Origin of the sequence: Undibacterium sp. Ji42W (assembly GCF_049340405.1) — a bacterium.
In the GTDB taxonomy this organism is placed as follows: Bacteria; Pseudomonadota; Gammaproteobacteria; order Burkholderiales; family Burkholderiaceae_D; genus Undibacterium.
Genome location: NZ_JBMPOV010000005.1, coordinates 396421 through 420537 on the forward strand (window position 1 = coordinate 396421; position 24117 = coordinate 420537).

General features: G+C 49.9%; 17 protein-coding genes. 11 read left to right on the forward strand and 6 right to left on the reverse strand.

The genetic code is table 11. The features are described 5' to 3' along the window. The first annotated feature begins 491 nt into the window (after positions 1-491). On the forward strand, positions 492-1853 hold the full coding sequence (locus ACO0LG_RS13745) for a GH1 family beta-glucosidase (protein ID WP_423027186.1): 1362 nt from the start codon (positions 492-494) through the stop codon (positions 1851-1853). A 106-nt stretch (positions 1854-1959) separates the two neighbouring features. Here ACO0LG_RS13745 and ACO0LG_RS13750 read toward each other — a convergent pair whose 3' ends face one another. Both ACO0LG_RS13750 and ACO0LG_RS13755 read right to left on the reverse strand, forming a co-directional pair. Continuing rightward, positions 1960-2436 (reverse strand): cache domain-containing protein, encoded by a 477-nt coding sequence (locus ACO0LG_RS13750; protein WP_423027189.1) that lies wholly within the window; start codon positions 2434-2436, stop codon positions 1960-1962. A 213-nt stretch (positions 2437-2649) separates the two neighbouring features. Further along, positions 2650-5079: a TonB-dependent receptor gene (locus ACO0LG_RS13755; protein ID WP_423027191.1), complete on the reverse strand. Its 2430-nt coding sequence runs from the start codon at positions 5077-5079 to the stop codon at positions 2650-2652. Positions 5080-5481: 402 nt separating this feature from the next. On the opposite strand from ACO0LG_RS13755, the gene ACO0LG_RS13760 reads away from it, so the two are divergent. Together ACO0LG_RS13760 and ACO0LG_RS13765 are read left to right on the forward strand one after the other, a co-directional pair. Then, positions 5482-7071, forward strand: coding sequence for a tryptophan halogenase family protein (locus ACO0LG_RS13760; RefSeq protein WP_423027193.1), 1590 nt, complete (start codon positions 5482-5484; stop codon positions 7069-7071). A gap of 156 nt (positions 7072-7227) precedes the next feature. Further along, complete coding sequence (locus tag ACO0LG_RS13765; protein WP_423027195.1) at positions 7228-8250, forward strand: LacI family DNA-binding transcriptional regulator; 1023 nt, start codon at positions 7228-7230, stop codon at positions 8248-8250. Between the two features lie 211 nt (positions 8251-8461). Here the strand turns inward: ACO0LG_RS13765 and ACO0LG_RS13770 are convergent, their stop codons facing one another. Next, the gene (locus ACO0LG_RS13770) at positions 8462-9412 is read right to left on the reverse strand and encodes a phospholipase A (RefSeq protein ID WP_423027197.1); all 951 of its coding nucleotides are present in this window, start codon (positions 9410-9412) and stop codon (positions 8462-8464) included. 953 nt (positions 9413-10365) lie between these two features. Here ACO0LG_RS13770 and ACO0LG_RS13775 point away from each other — a divergent pair. The 6 genes from ACO0LG_RS13775 to ACO0LG_RS13800 all read left to right on the forward strand — a co-directional run bounded on the left by ACO0LG_RS13775 (position 10366) and on the right by ACO0LG_RS13800 (position 17905). Continuing rightward, the gene (locus ACO0LG_RS13775) at positions 10366-10998 is read left to right on the forward strand and encodes a TetR/AcrR family transcriptional regulator (protein ID WP_422949358.1); all 633 of its coding nucleotides are present in this window, start codon (positions 10366-10368) and stop codon (positions 10996-10998) included. Between the two features lie 158 nt (positions 10999-11156). After that, positions 11157-12311 (forward strand): efflux RND transporter periplasmic adaptor subunit, encoded by a 1155-nt coding sequence (locus ACO0LG_RS13780; RefSeq protein WP_423027199.1) that lies wholly within the window; start codon positions 11157-11159, stop codon positions 12309-12311. Positions 12312-12313: 2 nt separating this feature from the next. Beyond that, positions 12314-15514 (forward strand): efflux RND transporter permease subunit, encoded by a 3201-nt coding sequence (locus tag ACO0LG_RS13785; RefSeq protein WP_423027201.1) that lies wholly within the window; start codon positions 12314-12316, stop codon positions 15512-15514. A gap of 40 nt (positions 15515-15554) precedes the next feature. Continuing rightward, complete coding sequence (locus tag ACO0LG_RS13790; protein WP_423027203.1) at positions 15555-16205, forward strand: protein-L-isoaspartate O-methyltransferase family protein; 651 nt, start codon at positions 15555-15557, stop codon at positions 16203-16205. Between the two features lie 27 nt (positions 16206-16232). After that, entirely contained in the window at positions 16233-16556 is a 324-nt protein-coding gene (locus ACO0LG_RS13795; RefSeq protein ID WP_423027205.1) for a rhodanese-like domain-containing protein, read from the forward strand. Positions 16557-16579: 23 nt separating this feature from the next. Further along, complete coding sequence (locus tag ACO0LG_RS13800; RefSeq protein WP_423027207.1) at positions 16580-17905, forward strand: TolC family outer membrane protein; 1326 nt, start codon at positions 16580-16582, stop codon at positions 17903-17905. 81 nt (positions 17906-17986) lie between these two features. Here ACO0LG_RS13800 and ACO0LG_RS13805 read toward each other — a convergent pair whose 3' ends face one another. The 3 genes from ACO0LG_RS13805 to ACO0LG_RS13815 all read right to left on the reverse strand — a co-directional run bounded on the left by ACO0LG_RS13805 (position 17987) and on the right by ACO0LG_RS13815 (position 22044). Continuing rightward, on the reverse strand, positions 17987-18850 hold the full coding sequence (locus tag ACO0LG_RS13805) for a metal-dependent hydrolase (RefSeq protein ID WP_423027209.1): 864 nt from the start codon (positions 18848-18850) through the stop codon (positions 17987-17989). Positions 18851-18937: 87 nt separating this feature from the next. Next, on the reverse strand, positions 18938-19888 hold the full coding sequence (locus tag ACO0LG_RS13810; protein ID WP_423027211.1) for a helix-turn-helix domain-containing protein: 951 nt from the start codon (positions 19886-19888) through the stop codon (positions 18938-18940). 80 nt (positions 19889-19968) lie between these two features. Continuing rightward, positions 19969-22044: a TonB-dependent receptor plug domain-containing protein gene (locus ACO0LG_RS13815; protein WP_423027213.1), complete on the reverse strand. Its 2076-nt coding sequence runs from the start codon at positions 22042-22044 to the stop codon at positions 19969-19971. A gap of 379 nt (positions 22045-22423) precedes the next feature. Between ACO0LG_RS13815 and ACO0LG_RS13820 the strand changes: the two genes are divergently transcribed. Then, positions 22424-22819, forward strand: coding sequence for a hypothetical protein (locus ACO0LG_RS13820; protein WP_423027215.1), 396 nt, complete (start codon positions 22424-22426; stop codon positions 22817-22819). A gap of 77 nt (positions 22820-22896) precedes the next feature. Then, on the forward strand, positions 22897-23763 hold the full coding sequence (locus ACO0LG_RS13825; protein WP_423027217.1) for a PhzF family phenazine biosynthesis protein: 867 nt from the start codon (positions 22897-22899) through the stop codon (positions 23761-23763). Positions 23764-24117: the final 354 nt, after the last annotated feature.

A 24117-nucleotide genomic window follows, 5' to 3' on the forward strand; every position in this document is an offset into this window, starting at 1 on the left:
TGTTGCGAGCATAAATGGGAATAAATAGGGTGATGTATAGAGTGGCATTGAAGAAATTGAGTGTAAGGTTTTCAAAGTAAATGCTAAGACTGGAGAGAAAGTCTCGACAGAAGAAATTAATTTTTCTGCAAGTTGAGGTTTCTCTCAACAAGATTTCAAATTAAAAAAGCAAAACGTTGACACGCTAAATAAGCGGTGATAAATTCCAATTCATGAAAACGTTTTCAATTTAGTGTTGAAAAATCCTTATTGTTGATTATTTCGATGGTGATCGCGGAATGTGGCTTTTGTTATTCATTGATGATCAACAAGCCATTTTTCGTAAAAAAATGAAAACGATTTCAATTAAACGCGTGCGTCATTGAATTTTGCCTATTTGCGCCTTGCGCAAGTTGTTGTAAAAGAGGATTGGGTAGCCAGTACTTCAGCAATGGGGCATAGCAAACATATAAAAAGCATGAATGCTTAAGTGAACCTATCCAAAATTAAACATGACTAATCCATCAACGACACCTGCGTTTTCACCTGCTTTTACCTGGGGCGTTGCTACCAGTGCCTATCAGATAGAAGGGGCGGCAGATACTGATGGTCGCGGTCCTTCCATCTGGGATACCTTCACCCATAAACCCGGGACCATCATTGACAGCAGCACCGGTGATGTTGCTTGCGACCATTACCATCGTTACGCAGAAGACATCGGGATTATTGCAGGCCTCGGCTTGAAGGCTTACCGTTTTTCTGTGTCGTGGTCACGGGTACAGCCACTCGGTTATGGTGATTGGAATGAAAAAGGCTTTGAATTTTATTCCAGCTTGCTGGATACGCTGGAAGAGCGTGGCATAGCAGCCCACCTGACTTTGTATCACTGGGATTTGCCGCAGGGTTTACAAGACCTGGGCGGTTGGCTCAATCGCGATACCTGTTTGCGCTTTGCCGAATATGCGGCAGAAATAGCGCGCCGCTTTGGTCATCGTCTCGCCAGCATCGCCACCCATAATGAACCGTGGTGTACTGCCAATCTTGGTTATGGCAATGCCCAGTTCGCTCCCGGTGTGGCAGATACCGCACTGGCAATACAGGTGTCGCATCATCTTTTGCTGTCGCATGGCCTGGCGCTGCAAGCCATGCGTGCGATCAACTGTCGAGCCAAAATGGGCATCGTCCTGAATCAGTGGCCAGCCATGCCAGCCACCGACTCGCCTGCTGATATAGCCCAGGCAGAATGGGAGTATGCGCGTTCTGTGCAATGGTTCATGGACCCGATTTTCAAAGGAACTTATCCACAAAAAGCTCTGGACCGCATGGACATGAGCAAGTTTGATGTGCATGCAGGAGACATGGATATCATCCGCCAGCCCCTGGATTTTCTTGGCGTGAATTATTATTTCCGCGCTTTTGTCAGCACGGACAATCCACCCAAGCAGCCTGAAGGGAAGCTCGGTTTCAGCGATATGGGCTGGGAAGTTTACCCTGCAGGCATGACAGATTTACTGCTGAAACTGCGCGCCGAATATCCGGCCTTGCCACCAATTTACATCACTGAAAATGGCATGGCTGTTGCCGACAAGCTGGAAGATGGAAAAGTCCACGATGAGCAGCGCATCAAGTACCTGCAATTGCACTTCCAGGCCATGCATGATGCGATAGTTGCTGGCGTTGATGTGCAAGCTTATTTTTACTGGAGTCTGCTGGATAATTTTGAGTGGAATTCAGGCTATGCCAAGCGCTTTGGCCTGGTGTATCTGGATTACGCAACACAGCAGCGCACCTTGAAAGACAGTGCCTATTGGTATCGTGATTTTGTCCGCGCACAATTGCAGGATCAACTGGCTCAAACTCCGGCTGCAGCCTGAGCCAGGGCGAGGTATTCCCGGCACGATTAAATACCTGTCTTAATGTAGATTTTGCAAAGGCGCAAGCAGCGCCTTTGCAAGTTTGTTCTACTGTATTACTTTTGCATCACTTATAAATTCCGCAGCCTATCAAGACATCGCCCACGCGCTCGATGTAGGTTGATTTGTGCTCCATTTGCTTGGTTGTCGGATTAGGCCATTTGTAATCGACCCAGCCATGACCGGTTTTGCTGTTGGCAACATCGAGAAAACTCTTGACGATGGGCATGCCATCGGCGTCTTTTAATTCCAGCAAATTCTTGCCCACCATCTTAGCATTCGCTCCATGAGCGCGGTTGATGCCGTCACCATTGATGTTATACACAAAAACATATAAATCCTTGACGACAAATTGACCGGTAGGATTATTGAATTCAGCATAGGCCTTGTCCTTGCCATTTTCTTTGAGGTAAGCAGAGGCTCTTTTCACCAGGGCGATTGCTTCATCGGCACTACCCTTGTCTGCAGCAGCAGAGGTCTGGCTCAGTGCCAGCATGGAAAAACCAGCAACCGCAAGCAAGGATTTAATAAACATTCTTCGCATCTTGATCTCCTGTTGTTAAAAAATATATGGAAAAGGGGGAGCTTTGAGTTGATTAGCCAAAATTCATTTTAATGATGAATTTACGTAATGCAATGTTTGCGATTTGCACTTGTGTTAAACAATGCTAAAACGTCTGTTTTCCGGGCGGACAAAGAAAATCCCCGGGCCACTTGCGTGGCCCGGGGCATGTATTGCCAGTTTGGATCTATGTGCTTAGAAATCTATACCCACATTGACGCCGAAGGTGCGTGGTGGCAAGTACTGCGCTTGCCATGGTCCATTGGCATTCATGGCACTGGTCTTGACTTTGTTGTCACCAACATTGCGCACAAAGAAGTCTGCATACCAACTGGATTTGCCCGTTGATTGATAGCGCAAGCCCAGATCAGCGCGGGAATAGGCTTCCTGTTTGTCACCGTCACCATAATTGAAGACACTGAGCCAGGTTTCAGTCTCGTAATGCAGGCTGATGCGTGGTGTCAGCGTGCCTTCATTCAAATGGAAGGTATGCTGATACAAAACCTGGGCAGAGAACTTGGGTGTATGCGGCATGGTATTGCCAGATACATCCAGGCAATTGCTGATGCCCGGGATTTTGCATGCAGGCAGGGAATAGTCATTCGAGCCGCCTACCAGGTTGCCGAGGGTGGCCTTGGCCAGAGCGATAGTGACTTGCAACTTGTCATCCTTGCTCAGCTTCGCTGCCAGCTCAGATTCAAAGCCATACACGGTTGCACCATCGGCATTGGATGTCTGCAAGCCGCGCGTGCCGTCCGGCGCAGTAACTGGCGCACTGAACTGGAAGTCCTTGAACTTGCCGTAGTACAGGGCGTTATTCCATCTGACTGCACCACCCAGCAAAGTGCTCTTGCTGCCGAGTTCAAAGTTGGTCAAAGTTTCTGGGCCATAGGTTTTACCGCCATCTTGCAGACCGCCAGATTTGTAGCCAGTGGAGATGCTGCCATACACCATATTGTCTTTGTCGATGTCATGCGAGACGCGCAGCAAGCCTGTTACCTTGTTGCCGCTGTAGCTGCCATCATTGAAAGAGTAGGGCGCAAAGTTGGAATTGGCAGAAGCTGGATTGACATTCGGTGTAATGGCCGCCTGGCTCAGCTCAGGCTTGCCTGAAAAGCCATAGCCACGTCCATCGACATTCGTGCGTTTGTCCTGGGTGTAACGCAGGCCGCCAGTAATATGCGTGTCATTGCTGGCGTTCCATGTCGCCTGGCCAAACGCTGCTGCTGTTTCCACTGTTTCTTTAGGCTGGATGAACGAACCTTGCCAGCCCACCGTGCCTTGGTAAGTACCATTCAGGATAGGAATATCAAAACGGATGTCATTGGTTTCAGAACCATAGTACAAACCCAGTTGCCAATCTACATCACGCGTGCCTGTGGATTGCAGTTCCACCTCATGACTGAAGTTTTTATAGTTGGACGAAACAGTATTGTTGGCCTGCATGCTGCCACCAGAGGTGAAGCTGGTTGGTGCATTGGCACCACCGTCCTGGTCAAAGCGGGATGATCCACTGAACTTGGAATAGCCACCGATATAAGTCAGTTGCATGTCCTTGGCTACCGCATATTCTATGCGGCCACGAATGGCATCACTATCGCGCTCTGAAAACGGTGCTGTATCGATCAGGGCCGACCAATGGTTTTGTCCCGGACGTGGCGTTTGCAGCAGGTTCATTGATGGCGTGCCACGGTCTATGAACTTCTCATACGACAAATCGATCTTGGTGGCAGCGTTAGGTTTCCACAACATGCTGATACGTGCCGCTGTCTGGTCTTGTGCACCATACTTGGGGCCATCCTGCACAAACAAGGCATAGTTGATGGGCTGGAAGGGAACTACCGTGCCACCATTTTTGAGGTAGGTGGCAAACGCAGCTTTCTGGCTATCGATGGACAGCATGGTTGGTGCCTGATAATCGACATAACCATCATGTTTCTCATGCGCATAGGCAAAGCGCAGCGCCATTTCATCGCTGACCGGGATATTGAATGCGCCACGGGTGCCAAAACGTTTGTAACTGCCCAGGCCACCTTCCACCGAGCCAGAACTTTCGCCTATTTTTGGTTTGGCGGTTTGCATATTGACCGCGCCAACTGTGGCATTACGCCCCCACAAAGTACCTTGCGGGCCGCGCAATACTTCTATGCCCTCCAGGTCAAACAGCAGGGAGGTTGCGCCTTCAGGGCGAGGTGCATAGATACCGTCGATAAACAAGGCAACTTCAGGATCGGCGTACTCAGTTTTAGCACTGTCGTTGCCTATGCCACGCATGGTCATTGTGATGACGCCGTGATCACCCTGGCCGGTGGCCTGGAAGCCTGGCACCAGATTAACCACGTCCTGCACGTTTTGTACATGGGCATCTTCCAGCGCAGCAGCATTGATTGCGGTGATCGCTACCGGGGTTTTTTGCAATGACGTGGCACGTTTGGTGCCCGTGACGATCACTTCAGAAATGGTCGTGCTTTCGCTATTTGCCTTGGCTTGGCTGGAGCTTGTTGGTGCTGGAGCAGGCGCTTGTGTTTGCGCGTGGGCAGCACCCATGCTGGTGATCATGGTAATGATCGCCAGTTGTATAGGTGTGATAGCGACCTTCCGAGTCGCAAGATTGCGGATTTTCATATGTCTCCTGTTACAGGTTGGATTGGTTTTTTTAATTTGATTAAACCATGACGTTTTTGAAAACGTTTTCTTATTGGTGTTTCTTTGATTTACTTTTGAAACCGTTTTCATAATACATAAAACTTGAATTCTGTGTCAAACATAAAATGATAACGTTTTCAAAATGTTGTAATATAAGTCGGATTGAGGCGAAAACCGCAGTGCAGTTTGTTGCCTGCATCCCGAATTTTGTTTGCGATCGACAGGACATTGCTGTCGGCTAGCAGCTTGTTTTCATTGCGTTTTGCCTGCCGCTGCCACTGTTATTGTCTGACGACGGTGTAATAGAAATTGCTGCCGAAACATCACTGCACACCATGCTATTTACTCTGGACCTTCGCTCAACCTGAGGAGCTTGCTCAAATGAAAGCCGTAAAAAATGTATTGATCGTAGGCGGTGGAACAGCCGGCTGGCTGACTGCGTGTTTCATGGCTAAACACCTGTCATCTTCCAAAAAGGGAGAGGACATACAGATACGCCTGGTAGAGTCAAAAGACATAGGCATTATTGGCGTTGGTGAGGGCAGCTTTCCTTCGATACGCGGTACGCTGGCGGCGATAGGTATCGATGAGTCGCGCTTCATCAAGGAATGTCACGCTACCTTCAAGCAGGGGATACGTTTTGATCACTGGGTCAGGCCAGCTGGTAGCCCTGGTGCTGATCATTATTTTCATCCCTTCAGTCACCCAAGCCAGCGTGGACCAGAATTACTACCTTACTGGCTGAAAGGGTTGGCTGCGCTTGAAGATAAACAGCCATCTTTTGCGGATGCAGTGACCATGCAGAAATGCATAGCGGACGCTTCACGCGGGCCCAAGAGATTTGCCGACAAAGACTTTTTGGGGCCAATGAACTATGCCTACCATTTCGATGCTGGTCGTCTGGCGGCATTATTGTCTGAGCACGGGCAATCACTCGGGGTGAAGCAGCTAATCGGCACCGTAGAGCATGCACAACTGGATGACGAGGGCGACGGTGCCATTGCTGCAGTACATACGCGTGATGGTCAGGTGCTGGCAGCAGATTTGTTTATCGATTGCACAGGTTTTAGTGCCGGCCTGATAGGCAAGGCACTGGGATCGCCATTCAAGTCATTGAATGATGTGTTGTTTGTAGATCGTGCCGTGGCCTTGCAGGTACCTTATGCAAAGCCAGATGCGCCCATACCTTCTTACACTATCTCCAGTGCGCAGGAAGCCGGCTGGATATGGGATATAGGTTTGCAGGAAAGGCGCGGCATAGGTTATGTCTTTTCGAGCAGGCACACGGACGAAGCCAGGGCGGAACAAGTCTTGCGTCAGTACATAGGCCCTGCGGCAGATGGTATGACACCCAGATTATTGAAACTCAATGTTGGTTACCGTGAAACCCAATGGATCAAGAACTGTGTGGCCATAGGCTTGTCGGGTGGTTTCATAGAACCGCTGGAATCATCAGGCATAGGCTTGATAGAAACAGCAGCGTATTTGCTGACTTATCTGTTCCCATTCAATGGTGAGTTTAATGCAGTGGCGACTCAGTTTAATCAACACATGAAAGCGCGCTATGAGCGCGTTGTTGATTTTGTCAAAATGCATTTCAGCCTGAGCCAAAGAACAGATTCTGCATTCTGGCGAGATAACCGGGATACGGCCTCCATCCCTGAGAGCCTACAGGAAAAGCTGAAGATGTGGAGCTGCCGCCCGCCACACCGCATGGACTTTGTCGCTGATCTGGAAATGTATCCGCCATCGAGCTGGCAATTCGTTTTGTATGGCATGGAATTTCAGACCGATATGGCGAATAATAAATTCGTCTATCCGCAAGAGCAGGAAGCTGTTCAGGAATTCCAGATGATTGCCCAGATGGCCCAGCGTGCCCTCGCAGATTTGCCCGACCATAGAAAATTGGTTGAGCACTTGTGCAGGGCGGCGTCTCCGCTTCCTCCTGCGCTGGCAAGGCAACGGGCTTGATGGCGTTCAATACTATGCTTCTATGGTGGGCAAGGTAAAACCAAAGCGCATGCACAAAAATCCATGTTATGCTAATTGTGAAAAGCTTTTCACTAAACTGTGAATGCAAGTTGTCAATACTAAAATAAATTATTACCCAGCTTGGGAAGGCATTGCGTGGTTGAGAGAACGAAAAGAAAAAACGAACCAGTCACCTTATTGGATGTTGCGCGTGAGGCTGGGGTATCACCCAGCACGGTATCGCGTATCCTGAATGGCACTGCCAAGGTCTCTGATGACAAGCGCAAGGCAGTCGAAACTGCCATTGCAGAAATGAAATTCGAGCCCAACCAGTTGGCGCAGGGGCTGAAAAGTGGTCGCTCCATGACCATAGGCATCGTTGTGCAGGATATTTCCAGCCCCTTCTTTGATGAAACACTGCATGGAGTGGATGATGGCTTGAAAGGCACAGGCTATGCATCTGTGATTGTTAGCGGACACTGGAATGCAGATGAAGAGGCTGCCCGCATCAAGCTTTTGCTGGCACGCAAAGTGGATGGCATTATCCTGCTGTCTGGCCGTATCGCTGACAAGAAAGTGCTCGAATTCGCTCTAGACAAACCCATTGTTGCAACAGGCCGCAGCCTGAATAGCAAGACTGCGGTCGGCTTCAAGCTCGACAATGTCCATGGCGCTTATCTGGCAACCCGGCATTTGATAGAGTTGGGTCACCGGCGCATCGCCTTTGTCACCGGGCCGGCAAATAATACAGATGCTGCGGAGCGGCAAGAGGGTTATCAAAATGCCCTGCGTGAAGCCAATATCCCATTTGAGAAAAGCTTGGTAGCTGAAGGCAATTTCCACGAAGCCAGTGGTTTGCTGGCAATTAACCGCTTGCTGGAAACCCAGCAACAATTCAGCGCCGTGTTTGCTGCCAACGATCTTTCTGCCTATGGTGTCAGGTTGGGTCTGTATCGCAAGGGAATACGCGTGCCGGAAGATATCTCCCTGATAGGCTTCGATGACTTGCCGAGCTCACTATATACAACCCCACCGCTGACCACTATCCACCAACCCTTGTATGACATGGGTTTACTCGCCACCAGGACCTTGTTGGCCCTGATAGCGGGTAATGAAGTCGATACCAGCTTGCCTGGACTGGAATTGATTGCCAGGGAAACCACCAGACGGATGCGTTAAGGAAGGCTGCTAGACATATCTTTGCGCCTGTAAAACAGGTAAAAGATATGCTGGCATGCTTGCTCATCTGTCAATAATGTATAGCCGCGCCGCGCCATTCTCTATTGCGTCCATGCACGCCTGACATTCTTGAAAAGCTTCGGTTACATCAGCATTCATTTTTGCAGCTGACAAGGATGAAAGCAGCAACAATAGACCCTAATCAAAGCAATCAGAAATCAACCATGAATCCCGCACCTATTGATTTTTGCGAATAATTATAATCAATCAGGCTCTGACCATATCCCGAGAACATTTGGAAATACGCTTTTAGATTGGTCGTAATAGGCATAGCGAGGCTGGCTTGCACTGCACCATGGCCGGTATTGAAATTGCGGCGTGCGGTCAGGGAAAATTCGCGCCCGCCTTTTTCGCGATAAGTGGCATGTATGTCGCCATGCCCCATGTAATCAACGATATCAATATTGTCATTATCTGACCTGGCGTTATCGAGACGACGCCAGAGTCTTGTGCTGAATGAGAAATTGCCGTGTTCAACACCCAACTCGGCATAGATGCGGTTCCAACTGCGTGATAAAGTCGAGGTCTGACCATTAGACTGATGTACCAGGCCAAAATTAAGGTATCGGATATTGAAATCACCTATACTTTTATTGACAGGGATCATTGCCATGACTTCTGGCTGGTAATTGGTCTCGCGGAAAGGGCTGGATGCACTGCGGTTATACGCCTGCCAAAAACTTTGCTGTGTGTAGGCCACCCACAGATCAACAGGCGAGCTACCCACTTCTTCAGCCAGTTTCATTTTCATGCTCAGTTGATAAGTCAATTCCACATGCTTGGACTTGACGCCGGAAGGTGTGAAGTTCTTGAACGGTTCATCGTTCGAGGCATTGCTGTAATTTGCCACCAGCAGATAATTATCATGATGAGGCCGAAATACGAATTTACCGCGCTTGGATGCTTCATCGAGCTCCCAGCGTTGCACCATGCGCGACATTTCTGGGGCAGCTTCTGGTGGCTTTTCAGGCGCGACTGTCTCTTGCAGAGCCTCTGCCTTGGCAATTGGTTTGTCAGCCTCTACAGGGGTAGATGCCTTGGCGAGGGCATCAAAGCAACTAAGACGGACACTCGCATCGCCGAGCACGGAACAACGCAGCATCTGTTGTTCCGTCTCGCTAGCCTGTGCCTGGCTATATAGCGCAGGCGAAAGTATGAACAGAGGTAATATTATTTTTTTGAGGTGAGCGGGCATAAGTGCTTTAATTGTCAAGATGCGAGTCGGTAACACATCGCGTGGTTAAGCTAACCAGTCGACGTGCTTGTTTTATTGTTGACAAGGATAAACGGGCTTCATCAAATGGTATGTTCGGTAACAAACAGAACTCTGGCTAATTGCTGGCTGCATAATTGAATGCACAGAATTGAACGCGCAAAAGCAGGCAGATCTAAATTTGAATTCGTGATTTATTTTGAACGAAGTCCTTTCGACCGCTTTCCGCATTCGTTGCCGAAGTTGAGGCAAAAATCAATGATGGCGACAAGCTGATAGAAGCGGTCGAAGAAGCGGTCAATGTGGAAAAAATCCACAACATGGGGCTGTCCTGCCTGCTAATGCAAAATAAATCAAAAAAATAATCGACTGCCTCAAGAAGTTTTGGCGAATAAATTTTCTCGCAAATTCACAGGCTTTTTTTGTATTTGCTAAAGGTCGGCGGTTATCTATCAGCAGCCTGTTCCAAAATTCTTATGTTTGATCTACTTAATTTTGCATCCTGTCGCATGGCGATTGTAATAATCGAAGCAGCTTGGCAAAGTAGCTACAGGTCCAGGGAATTCAGGTATGGCAAAAATTTCAAAGCCTGCTCATCTGCTTATATGTGCAATGGCTTTTAATTATGGTTGCTTAATATACATCTTTGAATGCTCAACTGCATTCTGGCGATTGTTCAAGGCGTGGCTCAAGGCGTTATGGTTTGACTATAGCTTGATATTTAAGAATTTATTGTTTCGTTCATGGCTTTATTCGGACGCAACAAGTGTTTATCTTGACGCTGGACTGGGCGCGGACTATATTACTGACTCAAAAGTAAGTTAATTTGAGTTGTTAATATTATGCTATGCCCTTTTAAGCCCAAGTGGGAGCGCCGCAAGGATGCCCGCCCGCAAGAATTACTCGCTGCTGCCCTCGATTTATTCGTAGAGCGCGGTTTCGCTGCAACACGTCTGGACGACGTGGCGCGCGCTGCCGGTGTCTCAAAGGGTACCTTGTACCTGTATTTTTCCAGTAAGGAAGAGCTGTTCAAGGCGGTGGTAAGGGAAAGTATAGTTCCCCTGATTGGTGAAGCAGAAAGTGTGATTGAACAGTTTGAAGGCAATAGTGAAGAGCTGTTCCGGCTGATCATGAAGACCTGGTGGGGTAGCATAGGCAATACCAAATTGTCTGGCTTACCCAAACTGATGATGGCAGAAGCCGGGAATTTCCCTGAGCTTGCCAGGTTTTACCAGGAAGAGGTCATCAACCGTGGTGAAAACCTGGTCATGACCATGCTCAAGCGCGGCATGGCCCGTGGTGAGATACGCAGTGTTGATGTGGAGATTGATGCGAGGATACTGATTGCCCCCATGATCATGATGATGATCTGGAAGCATTCTCAAGGGGTGTGCAATATAGAGCCAGATAAGCTCGACACTTATCTTGAACACTACATAGAGTTGTCTTTACATAGTTTGTTGTTGAAAAAATAGCTTTATTTGCTGCTTATTTGTTACTTTCTTGTCGAATTGCATGCGTTGCTTGACCCTTACCTTGTGTCAGGCTTTAAAGTCAGGGTTTTTTACGACCTGGATAGTTTATTTACCATCTTAGCCCAGGCCATGAAACCATTACTTTTTGGAAAACAAGCATGTTAAAACGCAAGACTTTCTGGATCATTGCCGTTGTGCTGTTAGTGGCTGCGGGCGTGATACTGATAAAGAAAAAATCTCAGGGTAAGGTCGCGCCCGTATCGGCAAGTGCCGCCGCCGTGGGCACGCAATCATCACCGGCAGTACTGGAATTTTTACCTGCTGATATCGTCGAAGTGGGCAATGCCGAAGTCAGGAAACTCCTGGCTTTGTCCGGTGCTCTGCGGGCCATCAACCAGGCTGCGGTCAAAGCCAAAGTAGCTGGTGATATTACCGAGGTATTGGTGCGTGAAGGTGAAGCCGTGCAGGCTGGCCAAATCCTGATCAAGATGGACAGCAGTGATTATCTGGCGCGACTAGAGCAGGCCAAAGGTGTTTTAGCCGCTGCCCAGGGGCAAATGGAAATAGCCCGCCTGGCGCGCGACAATAACAAAGCCCTGCTGGAAAAAAGTTTCATCTCCAAAAATGCCTATGACAATACCAACAGCCAATATGCCATCGCGCTTGCCAATATAGACAGCGCCAGGGGCGCGCTGAATGTTGCGCAAAAAGCGCTGGCAGATACCGTCATACGCGCACCGATCTCTGGAATGATCAGTAACCGCATGGTGCAACCGGGCGAAAAAATTTCGCCAGATAACCGCTTGCTCGATGTCGTCGATTTACGCATGCTGGAAATGGAAGCACCTGTGCCTACGCAAGATATTGCCAGCATTAAAATCGGCCAGCCTGTACAACTGAAAATAGAAGGCGTACCAGCGGCTGTCGATGGCAAGGTGGTGCGCATCAACCCGGCCACCACAGCAGGTTCACGCTCCATCATGGCCTATGTACAGGTCGCCAATCCTGATACCATTTTGCGGGCAGGCATGTTTGGCGAAGCACAACTGGTCGTTGATAAAAAATCCGAAGTGCTCACCGTGCCTGAAACTGCCATACAGTACGAAGGTGAACAGGCTTTCGTTTATGCGATAGAAAACAATGTCTTGCAACAAAAACCCGTCAAACTGGGCCTGCGTGGTGAAAGCCAGGGCAAGCCTGTGGTGGAGATAGCGTCTGGCCTGGCACCACAAGCCAAGATAGTCAAAGCCAATCTGGGCCGCCTGCGTGCAGGCGTGGCTGTGAAGATGATTACCACGACAGGCAAGGTGTAATCATGTGGTTCACACGTATCAGCATAGGCAATCCAGTGCTGGCGACCATGATGATGGTAGCCTTTGTGGTACTGGGTTTGTTCTCATACAAGCGCTTGCGGGTAGACCAGTTCCCCGATATTACTTTCCCGGTGGTGGTGATCCAGACCGATTATCCTGGTGCCGCACCTGAGACGATAGAGTCCGACATTACCCGCAAGGTTGAAGAAACCGTCAATACCATCAATGGCATCAGCGCCCTGACTTCGCGTTCTTACGAAGGCACTTCTGTCGTCATTCTGGAATTTGACCTGACAGTTGATCCGGCACAGGCAGCGCAAGATGTGCGTGAAAAAGTGGCACTCATCAAGGCGGGCTTTCGCAAGGAGGTCAAAGAGCCCAGGGTGACGCGTTATGATCCTTCTGACAAACCCATCTTCTCGGTCTCGGTAACTAATGACGAGAAGATCAAGAAGCGTGATTTCCGTGAGTTGACCACCATTGGTGATCAACTGGTGAAGAAGCGCCTGGAAAATGTGCGCGGTGTCGGCTCCGTTACTCTGGTCGGTGGTGTCAAGCGTGAGATCAAGATTTACCTCAAGCCGGGTGAAATGGAATCGTTAGGCCTGGGGGTAGATCAAGTCATCAATGCCCTACGCAATGAAAACCAGGAATTGCCTACCGGTGCCATTCGTGCGCTCGACAATGAAAAGGTTGTGCAGATACAGGGTCGCATCCAGAACCCGCAAGACTTTGGCCGCATCATCGTGGCTCGTCGTGGCGGCCAGCCCGTGTTACTGTCACAGGTAGCCAGTGTCATTGATGGACAGGAAGAACAAGAGAGTCTGGCTTTGTACAACGGCCAGCGCACTGTTGCCCTTGACATCCTGAAAGCACAGGGGCAAAACACCATAGAAGTGGCAGATGGCCTGGCCGAAGCGTTAAAGGCGCTGGAGCCGCAATTACAGGCGCAATATCCGGGTGTCAAAGTACAGGTGATCAAGGACGGCTCGCGCCAGATACGTGTGGGGGTAGAGAATGTGCGCCGCACCCTGATCGAAGGTGCCGCACTGACAGTGCTGATCGTGTTCCTGTTTCTGAACTCATGGCGCTCTACTGTGATCACTGGTCTGACCTTGCCGGTGGCCTTGATAGGCACCTTCCTGTTCATGGACATGTTTGGCTTTACCATCAATATGATTACCCTGATGGCCTTGTCGCTGTGCGTGGGTTTGCTGATTGATGATGCGATCGTGGTCCGTGAAAACATCGTGCGGCATGCTGGCATGAAGGTCAATGGCAAGTTCAAGGATCATTACACGGCGGCGCTGGAAGGTACGGCAGAGATAGGCCTGGCAGTTTTGGCGACGACCTTTTCCATCGTTGCCGTGTTCTTGCCTGTCGGTTTTATGGGCGGCATTATCGGTCGCTTCTTCCACCAGTTTGGTATTACCGTCACAGCCGCTGTTTTGATTTCCATGTTCGTGTCGTTCACGCTGGACCCGATGTTGTCATCGATCTGGCCAGACCCGGATGCACATGGTCATCCTACTGTAGATGAAAACGGCAAATCCATTCGCAAGGGTTGGTATGCGAACAGCATAGGGCGCGTGCTGGAACAGTTTGAGCGCGGTGTGCAATGGTTTTCGCGTGGCTATCAAGTGATGTTGTGCTGGTCGCTCAAGCACCGTATCAAGACTTTGCTGATTGCAGCGCTGACTTTTTTCCTTGGTCTGGCAATACCTGGTACAGGTCTGATCGGTTCAGAATTTGTACCACAAGCTGACTATTCTGAAACGGGTGTGACTTTTTATACGCCAGTAGGTTCATCACTGGAGCTGACAGAAACCAAGGTGCATCAGGTTGAGGCTGTGATCAAGGAATTCCCGGAAGTGCTTGATACCTATAGCACGGTCAATACCGGCTCGGCACAGGGCAAGAATTATGTCAGCACTTTTGTCCGTCTGGTGCCACGCAAGGACAGGGCCAGAACTACCAGCCAGATGTCAGTGCCTTTGCGTAATCGCCTGAGCCAGATTGCTGGTATTACCGTCACGCATATCGGTGCGCTGGATGGCGTAGGGGGCGATAACAAAAATCTGCGCTTCAGTTTGCAGGGCAGTGACCTGAATGAGCTGGGTAAATTATCTGAACAGGTGCAGGCGAAATTGCGCGCAATCCCTGGGCTGGTTGATCTGGATTCCAGCCTCAAAGCACAAAAGCCAACGATCTCGGTGCAACCGCGCCGCGATATTGGTGCAGACCTGGGTGTGGGCGTGGCCCAGATAGGTGGCGCTTTGCGGCCTTTGCTGGCAGGGGAAATTGCCACCACCTGGCGTGCACCGGATGATGAAAACTATGATGTCACCGTGCGTCTGTCGCCAAATGACAGGAATAATGCTGAAGACTTATCGCGGCTGATGCTGAGCAGTACACAAACCAATGCAGACGGCTCACCAAAAATGGTGCCCTTGCGTCAGGTGGCAGACATCAAACCATCGACGGGTGCTAACCAGATCAACCGCCGTGACCTGAACCGCGAAGTGGAGTTGTCTGCCAATGTGGTTGGCCGTTCTGCCGGTGAAGTCAGTGCTGAAGTTAAAAAAGTACTGGATGGCATGCAATGGCAACCCGGTTACCGCTACAAGATGGGTGGGGCCACCAAGAACATGACAGAATCCTTTGGCTACGCGCTGTCGGCGCTGGCTTTGGCAGTGATTTTCATCTACATGATCCTGGCGTCACAATTTGCCAGCTTCTTGCAGCCCATAGCCATCATGTCGGCCTTGCCCATGACTTTGATCGGTGTTTTCCTGGCTTTGATGTTCTTCCGCTCTACGCTGAATATGTTTTCCATCATCGGTTTCATCATGTTGATGGGATTAGTGACCAAAAATGCGATTTTGCTGGTAGATTTTGCCAATCAGGCAAGAAAAGATGGTATGGACCGTATGGAAGCCCTGCTGGAAGCTGCCCATGTACGCCTGCGCCCCATCCTGATGACGACGCTGGCGATGGTATTTGGCATGGTCCCGCTGGCATTTGCCTTGTCTGAAGGTTCCGAGCAACGCGCACCGATGGGGCAGGCTGTGATAGGCGGGATTATCACTTCATCATTGCTGACTTTGGTCGTTGTACCGGTGATTTATACCTATCTGGATGATTTGGGCTTGTGGATGACGCAAAAATGGCGCGGTAATCGTCAATCTACCCAAGTGCTTTGATAAAATGCCGTTTCCATCAATTTTGCAATCGAGTATAGAAATGAATATCGAAAAAGCACGCTTCAACATGATAGAACAACAAATTCGCCCTTGGGATGTGTTGAGCCAGGAAGTACTGGATATGCTGATTGTGGTTAAACGCGAAGAGTATTTCCCGGCAGAACAAAAAAGCCTGGCGTTTTTTGATACCGAATTGCCTTTGCCGGATGGCAGCAAGGCCATGACGCCCAAGCTGGAAGCGCGTATTTTGCAAGAGCTGGTGTTGAAGAAGCAGGAAAACGTCTTGCTGGTCGGCGCAGGCACAGGTTATCTGGCCGCATTGCTGGCTTATTCTGCCCGTCACGTCACTGTGCTGGAATCATCCAAAGTCTTGCATGCACTGGCGACCAGTAACTTGCACCGCAATCATGTCAGCAATGTGGATGTGGTTCTGGCTGATGCTTTCAGCGATAAAAATACGGGTAGTTACGACGCCATCGTCATCGCTGGCGGCCTGGAAGAACTGCCTGAACATCTGCAACAGCAATTGAATGTGGGTGGCCGTTTGCTGGCTTTCGTAGGGCAACTGCCAGCTTTGACAGCGCAATTATTTACGCGCACTTCTGCAACTGCAGTGAACAAGAAAAACTTGTTTGAAACGGTGGTGGAGCCTGCTGCAGGTGCCAAGCCGGTGTCGCATTTCAGCCTGTAATCCTGAACAGAAGACGGAGAACATGGTATGGAAAACATGACTGCAACAGAGCTGGCGCAATGGCTCAACGATAGTAGTAGAAAAGCCCCGGTTTTACTCGATGTACGGGAACCTTGGGAGTATGAGACTTGTCATATCCCCGGTGTGCAACTGATGCCTATGCAGACAGTGCCGGCCCGTTTTCAAGAACTGGAGCCGGATGATGTAATCGTCTGCATTTGCCATCACGGCGGGCGCAGTATGCAGGTAGCAAATTTTTTAGAGCGTCAGGGTTTTACCCAAACAATTAATCTGACTGGTGGTGTGCATGCATGGGCACAACAAGTCGATACGGGTATGCCCACTTATTAATTCACTTTTTTTCGGAGCCTTACATGCGTAATCCTATTCTTGCCACACTGCTGGCCTCTGCTTTCTTGACTTTGAATGCAAATGCAACTGATTTGCTGCAAATCTACAAGGATGCTCTGGCAAATGATGCGCAGTACGCAAGTGCCCGTGCCAGCCTGACTGCTGCACAGGAAAAACCTGTGCAAGGCCGCGCAGGTCTGTTGCCCGGTATCGCTCTGAAAGGCAGTGACGGTAAAGCACGCACTGAAGCAGAAAATGACGTCGTCAGCGGCAGCCGTTCATTTACCGGCGTGACCAATACCTGGACACTGGGATTGTCGCAACCCCTGTTCAACTGGGGCAACTGGCAAACCTATGAACAAAGCAAATTGTCTTTGGTCATCAACCAGGCTTTGTTCGAGCAGTCCAGGCAGGATCTGATTATTCGCGTAGCCCAAGCCTATTTTGATGTACTGGCCGCACAAGACACCCTTGAGACCCTGCTTGCACAAAAAAGTGCCATCTCTGAACAACTGGCTTCTGCCAAACGCAATTTTGAAGTTGGCACGTCCACCATTACCGATACGCACGAAGCGCAAGCTCGTTACGATCTGGTGACAGCACAGGAATATGCAGGCCAAAGTGATTTGCAAGTCAAGCGCGCTGCCTTGCAACAAATCATCGCCAAGGAAGCAGGTGAACTGGCACAGTTGAGAGCAGGCGTTAAACTCAATGAGCCACAACCGGCAATAATTGATCAATGGGTGACTTCTGCTGAACAACAAAATTTCAATGTCGTGGCTTCACAAGTGGCGATTGAAGTTGCCAAGCGCGAAGTTGAAAGAAACCGTGCCGGTCATTATCCTACTGTTGATCTGGTCGCGAGCACTGGCCGTACATCCAATGCTGGTGCCACTAATCCTAACCTGACCGGCGTAGCCAAGACAACGCAAATCGGTGTGCAATGGAATATTCCTATCTTCGCAGGTTTTTCTGTCGATAGTCGCGTCAAAGAAGCGGTTGCCCTGCAAGAAAAAGCACGCAGTGATTTTGAAACTACCCGTCGCTCAGCCGCACAAGGTGCACGCCAGGCTTTTGTTGGCGTAACTTCTGGCCTGGCGCAGGTCAAGGCTTATGAAGCTGCAGAAATTTCCAGCCAGTCAGCACTGGATTCCAACAAGCTTGGTTATCAGGTTGGTGTGCGTATCAACATCGACGTGTTGAATGCACAGCAGCAGTTGTACACCACACGTCAGACTCTGGCGAAAGCGCGCTATGACACTATCTTGAATGGCCTGCGTTTGAAATCAGCCGCTGGCACTTTGAAAGAAGATGATCTGGCAGAAGTGAATGCCTTGTTGCAGCACTAAGCTATTCTTCTGGATTCATCCTTGTGATAAAAAACTCGCTGAATATATATTCAGCGAGTTTTTTATTTGTGCGTATGCTTTTCAGATTTGTGCGGGTTTGCCTATTTCGCGATATGTATTGCTTTGTTCTACCAGCCATTGCTCAGTCAGGTGCAGGTTCTTGCGTTCCCAGGGTTGAAAACCAGGATTGAAATAAGCAAGGACATGCGGCAGTGAAAACCACAACAGGCCACGAGGGCGCAGACAATATCTGAGTGCCTGCCACCAGGTCTTTGGTTTGAATAACTGGCCATCCTTGTACAGGCAATGCATGGTCTGCACAGTCGTATCAACACTGAACAGCATGCTCACATACAGGAACCAGGCGATGCGACGGAAATAACCACCGCCTAATGCAAGGTAGCTATCGAAGGCGACAGATTTGTGTTCAGTCTCTTCTATGGAGTGCCAGGTCCACAAGGTTTTCAGCGGTTCTTCTGCATCACCGATCCAGCAGGGTTCACTCAAAACACCATCGGCAAAAATGGCAGTGAAATGTTCATAGGCCATGGTGATGGCAAGATTGCTCTGCACGCTGAGCATGGCTGCCGTGCGTATGCGCCAGGCCACATAGCCTTCCAGGAAATAACTCAAGCCTTGGGCATCAAGTTGTTGATTATATTGCATGTGAATATGACGGTGGCTGGCTTCCTGGCCGATGAATCCTTTGATTTCCTCTTTTAATTGTTCATCCTTGAGCATAGGCAGAGCTGCCCTGACGCTGTCGATGAAGTATTGCTCACCCAAAGGAAAACTGTAGGACTGGGCATTGTATAAATGGGTACGGAAGGCATCGCCTCCCAGCCAGTGGCGTGAAAAACCCTGGGATAAATCAATTTTCAATTGACGTACTTGCAGTGGCTTTCGAGGACTATTTGGGCTGTTTTCTTGCGGGCTCATATTCATCATGTTTCTCATGTTGGTCATGAAAAACAGTCTAAATAATCAGTCGTATCTGTAATTGTATCAAGGCGTCAAATTTGTACCGGCCCGTCAATCGATCAATAAAAAAAGTTTATTGAAATCGTCATCCGGCATCAGATAAATCCAGTATGCAGGATCGCGGGCGCTGATTTTTTGCCTGAGCTGCGCCGGTGGTATACCTGCCAGTTCTACATATTCCCTGTGCATGTGGGCTTGATCGTAGTAACCGGTATCCTGAGCAATCTGGGTCAGATCACCCCAGGCAACGTCAGGCCTGATGATATGGGGCAGGGAAAAGCCAAACCTGACTATGCGCCGGACATCACGCAGGGTCACGCCAAAGTTCTCGCGTACCCTGCGCTCTAACTGTCTTTGCCCTATGCCAAAATAGTCAGATAATTCGAGTAACGGGAAAAAGATTTTTTTGTGTGCGGCCAGAAATGCCGCACCCATGCTGCTCCTGGGCTTGTGATCCAGCACTTCGAGCAGGAACTCCTGAAACAGGGCAACGATCGCACTGATATCCTGAATATCATCAAGCGCCTGCAAGAAAGCCTGAACACGTTTTGCACTGACCAGTTCATGAAAAGGCAGGACATTACCGGCAATGCCTGCGACATTGATGCCCATGGCCTGTTGCAGCATGCCGGGACGGAAACACACTGATAAGGCCAGAGTCCTGGGTTTATATCGCACATGCATGGGTTCCATGAAAGGGCCGCGCAAGAAAAAGCGTTCAGCGACAAGCTCAGCCTGATCAGCCTGCACCACCACGCCACCACCGCGGGCAAACAGCATGATGGCAGGGCATAAAGTGGCAGGCAAGAATGCCTCACAGCCATCCAGCTCTACAGTCATGATATGCATAACCAAAGGGGACAGTTTGGGAAGGGAAGGAAAAACCTGATAATTGATAGGGGTGTGCAAGGTAGTCCTGATGGTCGTCTGGTAGTTGCCTGGTAGTCGCCTGGTAGTCGCCTGGTAGTCGGCTGATACTGAGCCAGGCGCTATTTTACCCAAAGCCTTTGCTTCTCCACTATTTCATGCAGATGAAAGGTAGCGGCGCCCTTATCTGCCGCTGACATGGGCCAGCCTGGCGATCACATTTTATACATGACTTGCAAGACGAAATTGCGTTTTGGCAGGGGTATGTCATTGATGATACTACCAGGAGCAAAGCTGGGCTCGCGCGCATCGACATTCATCAGGTTGCGGATGCCGCCAGACACTTCCCAGGCGCCTGCGTTGGTACGCAGGCTGAGGTCCATCAACTTATAGTCTGCCACTGGTGGGCGCAGGTCACCAACGGTGCGCTTGCGTCCTGCCACCCAGTTGAATTGCGGGCTCAATAACCAGTCTTGCGCAAATTGCCAGTCGGCGCGGGCAAAGACATGGTGGTGCGGCGCATAGCCCGCATCCTGATTGGTGACTTGATCAGTATTGACCTGATAGCTGTAGTTGCCGCTCACCCGCAACTGACGGCTGGCTTGCCAGTTCAACTCGGTTTCCATGCCATGCCCTTCCTGGCTATTGGTATTGGCATAGGAGCTGCCTGTGCCTTTGATCGCATTTGGCACGGTACGTATCAGGTTTTTCATCCTGAACTTGAAGATATTGAGTTTTGCCTGCAAATCATTGCGTGCCTGCCATATCAGGGCAGCCTCCAGCGTCTTGATGCTCTCGGGTTGTATGGACGGGTTGCCGCGTTGTGCAGGATTATTGATGCTGTAAAGCTCGTTAAAAGAGGGAGCGCGGAAAGCCTGGCCATACAGGAGTTTGGTTGTCAGGTTATACGCCGCTTCCCACACCAGCGCCACGCGCGGGTTGGTGGTGCTGCCGACATCAGAGTAGTTGTCATGCCGGATACCTGCCGTCAGGTTCCAGTCTGGCGCGAATTGCCATTCATCCTGGGCATACACATAATCTACCTTGCGGCGGTGCGGCTCCAGAAATGCCAGCGCACCCGTGTAAGTTTGTACCGCACCCGCTGGTTGCGGCAAGCCTGCCGGGGTGATCAGGAAATTCTTGAATTCATAGGTGTCATACATGTTGAGATCATCATGCCCGACACCGACACGTAGCTGGTGGTCACGCCAGCCTGAATACACGGCATAGGCAGAAGTACGTAATTGTCGTTCTGAAGTATTGGGTGCGCCTATGATCCCATCGGGGAAATTACCGGTGGGAAAAGTAACCCCCGCAGGATACAAAACCAGGGGCGAAGGCAGGCGTTGCAGGTACTGCGAATAACTCATATTGAAGCCCATGCCCCAGTCTCGGCCGATATGATTATCGCTCCAGGACAAATCTGACGTGAGGCGCTGGCTTTTTAATTTACCGCTAGGGTCAAGTGCTGAAGAAGTACCCGTCCCGGTACCTATGTTATCGCGCAGGATGAAATTGCTGCGCCAGCGCCATTTTTCATAACTCAGGTCAAGATGGGCATCCACTGCATCGTGACCATTATTCAAGGGGCCGGGTGCCAGGCTGGCATGGGTGCCAAATACGCGGTCCAGCCCGGTTTGTGCATCGGCAGTGATGATATTTGCGCTACCAGCGCTTTTGCCAGCCCGAAAATAAGCAGCGACATCCACGTTGCCCAGTTTGCCACCATGCTGTATCCAGACATCACGGGTAGAAAATGAACCGGCGGAAATGCCAAATTGCGTGCCCTGTATCTCTGCAGAGGTTTTGGTGATGATATTGATGACGCCGCTATACGCATCTGCGCCATATAAGGCTGAGCCAGGCCCTCGTATGATTTCTATGCGGGAGATATGTTGCAAGGGATAGCTGCCCCACAGGCGCGATCTGTTCCCGGTCAGCAGTACGGTCATCGGTACGCCGTTCTGTAATACCAGAATTTGTGAATTGAGTTCATTGATAATGCCGCGTAATACATAGGCAGAAAAATTGTTGGCACCGATTTTTTCTGCATGCATGCCCGCCACTGTTTCAAGTACCTGATCAAGGTCAGTCGCGCCCATGGCACGAATATCCGCTGCCGTGATGACACTGGTGACGGCTGGAGCCAGACGCAAGGATTTCTGGCTGCCCGTGGCAATACTGACGGTCAGCTTGTCGCCATAGACGGCCTTCAGATCATCGTCTTCTTCGGTATTATCGGCGCTGGCATGGGCTGCTAGTGAAAATGACAATAGGATAGCGGTCAGCATGGCTGTGTGCGGCGGCAAGTACATCATTCCTCCTTGGGGCAGACATTGCTTTAATGCACTCATCATAAATCTGCCGGTAAAGGCTGTCACCGATTTCTGTGGCTTGGAGTCGAAAGTATCAATGCTTAACAAGTCTTTAGGTGTGCAGTGTGGCGGGAATGCCGCATCGTTTTTGAGTTTGTCGTTTTACAGAATGATAATTTGTAGATGAATGCCTGGATGCTTCTTCAAACTGACTATTGAGGGGGAGGCGGTGAATATGTGCGGAGGTGAATTGCTGTTAACAAAGCGCTTGTACAGCGAGGCAATGAATCATGAAAAAGCAAAAAGCAGATGCTATCATGCTCATTCGCTTATCTTTTCTATGCTTGGACAGATCATGCTTATCACTATCGTTGTGGCTGCCAGCTTGCTGGTACTGGCCGGGATTTACTGTTTGTGTAGCAGCGTGCTTCTATCGCTGTCAGGCAAGGGGCCCAAAAACTGGAAAAAACTCTGTTATGGCAGCTTGCTGGCAGGATTACTGCTGGGGCTGGCATCATGGCTAGGAACCTTCTGGATGTTGCTGCCTTATCCCAACATTGCTGGTGAAGGCTGGTTTGCCGGTTTTCCGTATATGGCTGTCTATATTGATAGTACTGGCTATCACTATCATTTCAATTTCACACAGGCAAGTGTGATCGCCAATGGCATCTTCTGGTTCTTGTTGCCCATGGCTGGGCTGCATCTTTATGGCAGACACTGGCGTCGACAACAGCAAAAGAAAGCCACCTGACATTTTGCTCTGCGCTCAAGTTTTTTGCCTATACTGGTTTCAGTAGAATTCAGGCTGATACCCTAAGGGAGCAAAAAATGAAAAAACAGGTTTTTCCATTTACCATGGTGGATGTCTTTGCCAAGCAAACGCTGGCGGGCAATGGCCTGAGTATCTTCATGCTGGAGCAGACCTTATCAGCCTATATGATGCAGGCGATGACTCGGGAAATGCGGCAGTTCGAGAGTATCTTCCTGCAAAAGCTGGAAGGGCATGACAGGTGGCGTACCCATATTTTTACCATGGAAGAAGAGCTGGGTTTTGCCGGTCACCCCATCATCGGCGCGGCAGCATGCCTGCATCAGCGATATCAACCCGAGAGCAAGACTGCGGAATTTGAATTCGTCCTGAATGAACGCAGTGTATTTGCCAGCAGCAGACAAGAGAATGGAAATTTTTTTGCTGAAATGAACCAGGGCAAGGCCAGTTTTGGCGAACCCTTGAGCACAAGTGTTGCCGAGAATTTCTTGAAGGCCCTGAACCTGCATGCGCATGACCAGGTGGCAGACTTGCCGCTGCAAGTGGTATCGACAGGTCTGCCCTATCTGATCGTGCCTATACAACAACACCTAGACAAGGCCCGCATCTGCCATGAGAAGTTCGAAGTCCTGCTGGCAAGCGTGGACGCAAAATTTGTCTATGTGCTGGATGTACAGCGTCGGGAAGGGCGTACCTGGGACAATGAAGGCAAACTTGAGGATATCGCCACTGGCAGTGCGGTCGGCCCTGCCGGTGCCTATATGGTCAAGCATCAGCGTGCCCAGGCTGGCGACACGCAAATTTTTGCCCAGGGTGCCTATGTGCACAGACCTAGTGAATTGTATGTGAACGTAAGTGCCGAGGATGAAACTGTTCTGGTGCATGGACAAGTTTGCCTGGTCGCCAAGGGGGAACTCTATGTGTAAAGTCGTGAATCTGGCCCTGATATCAGATCAGAGGCATCAACCCAGCTGGCTGACCCAGCGCTAAAAAAACACCCCTGACTTGCCTGTTGAAACGGTCACTGCTCAAGATGGGCATGATAGATTCAGTTCCCCCCCAAGCTTGCCTTTTTGATCTGAACATCGCTTTGGAGTTGCTCTGCATCGTTTTTTTGCTGGAACCATGGCCTTTGCTGGGTCTCGCAGCCGGATTTATATAACGAAGTTCTCGAATTTAATAAGTAGTCCGATTACATAAAGTAGTCTAACTACATTGTTCTCTTGCTCGCTTGTGGGGCATACACAACACATTTCAGTGCGTAGAGCTAGCCTTGCTAT

Excerpts from the sequence above, each read along its gene's own strand:
- ACO0LG_RS13745 (WP_423027186.1), top strand. The coding sequence starts at position 492 with ATGACTAATCCATCAACGACACCTGCGTTTTCACCTGCTTTTACCTGG.
- ACO0LG_RS13750 (WP_423027189.1), bottom strand. The coding sequence starts at position 2,436 with ATGCGAAGAATGTTTATTAAATCCTTGCTTGCGGTTGCTGGTTTTTCC.
- ACO0LG_RS13755 (WP_423027191.1), bottom strand. The coding sequence starts at position 5,079 with ATGAAAATCCGCAATCTTGCGACTCGGAAGGTCGCTATCACACCTATA.
- ACO0LG_RS13760 (WP_423027193.1), top strand. The coding sequence starts at position 5,482 with ATGAAAGCCGTAAAAAATGTATTGATCGTAGGCGGTGGAACAGCCGGC.
- ACO0LG_RS13770 (WP_423027197.1), bottom strand. The coding sequence starts at position 9,412 with ATGCTGCGTTGTTCCGTGCTCGGCGATGCGAGTGTCCGTCTTAGTTGC.
- ACO0LG_RS13775 (WP_422949358.1), top strand. The coding sequence starts at position 10,366 with ATGCTATGCCCTTTTAAGCCCAAGTGGGAGCGCCGCAAGGATGCCCGC.
- ACO0LG_RS13780 (WP_423027199.1), top strand. The coding sequence starts at position 11,157 with ATGTTAAAACGCAAGACTTTCTGGATCATTGCCGTTGTGCTGTTAGTG.
- ACO0LG_RS13785 (WP_423027201.1), top strand. The coding sequence starts at position 12,314 with ATGTGGTTCACACGTATCAGCATAGGCAATCCAGTGCTGGCGACCATG.
- ACO0LG_RS13790 (WP_423027203.1), top strand. The coding sequence starts at position 15,555 with ATGAATATCGAAAAAGCACGCTTCAACATGATAGAACAACAAATTCGC.
- ACO0LG_RS13795 (WP_423027205.1), top strand. The coding sequence starts at position 16,233 with ATGGAAAACATGACTGCAACAGAGCTGGCGCAATGGCTCAACGATAGT.
- ACO0LG_RS13800 (WP_423027207.1), top strand. The coding sequence starts at position 16,580 with ATGCGTAATCCTATTCTTGCCACACTGCTGGCCTCTGCTTTCTTGACT.
- ACO0LG_RS13805 (WP_423027209.1), bottom strand. The coding sequence starts at position 18,850 with ATGAATATGAGCCCGCAAGAAAACAGCCCAAATAGTCCTCGAAAGCCA.
- ACO0LG_RS13815 (WP_423027213.1), bottom strand. The coding sequence starts at position 22,044 with ATGCTGACCGCTATCCTATTGTCATTTTCACTAGCAGCCCATGCCAGC.
- ACO0LG_RS13820 (WP_423027215.1), top strand. The coding sequence starts at position 22,424 with ATGCTTATCACTATCGTTGTGGCTGCCAGCTTGCTGGTACTGGCCGGG.
- ACO0LG_RS13825 (WP_423027217.1), top strand. The coding sequence starts at position 22,897 with ATGAAAAAACAGGTTTTTCCATTTACCATGGTGGATGTCTTTGCCAAG.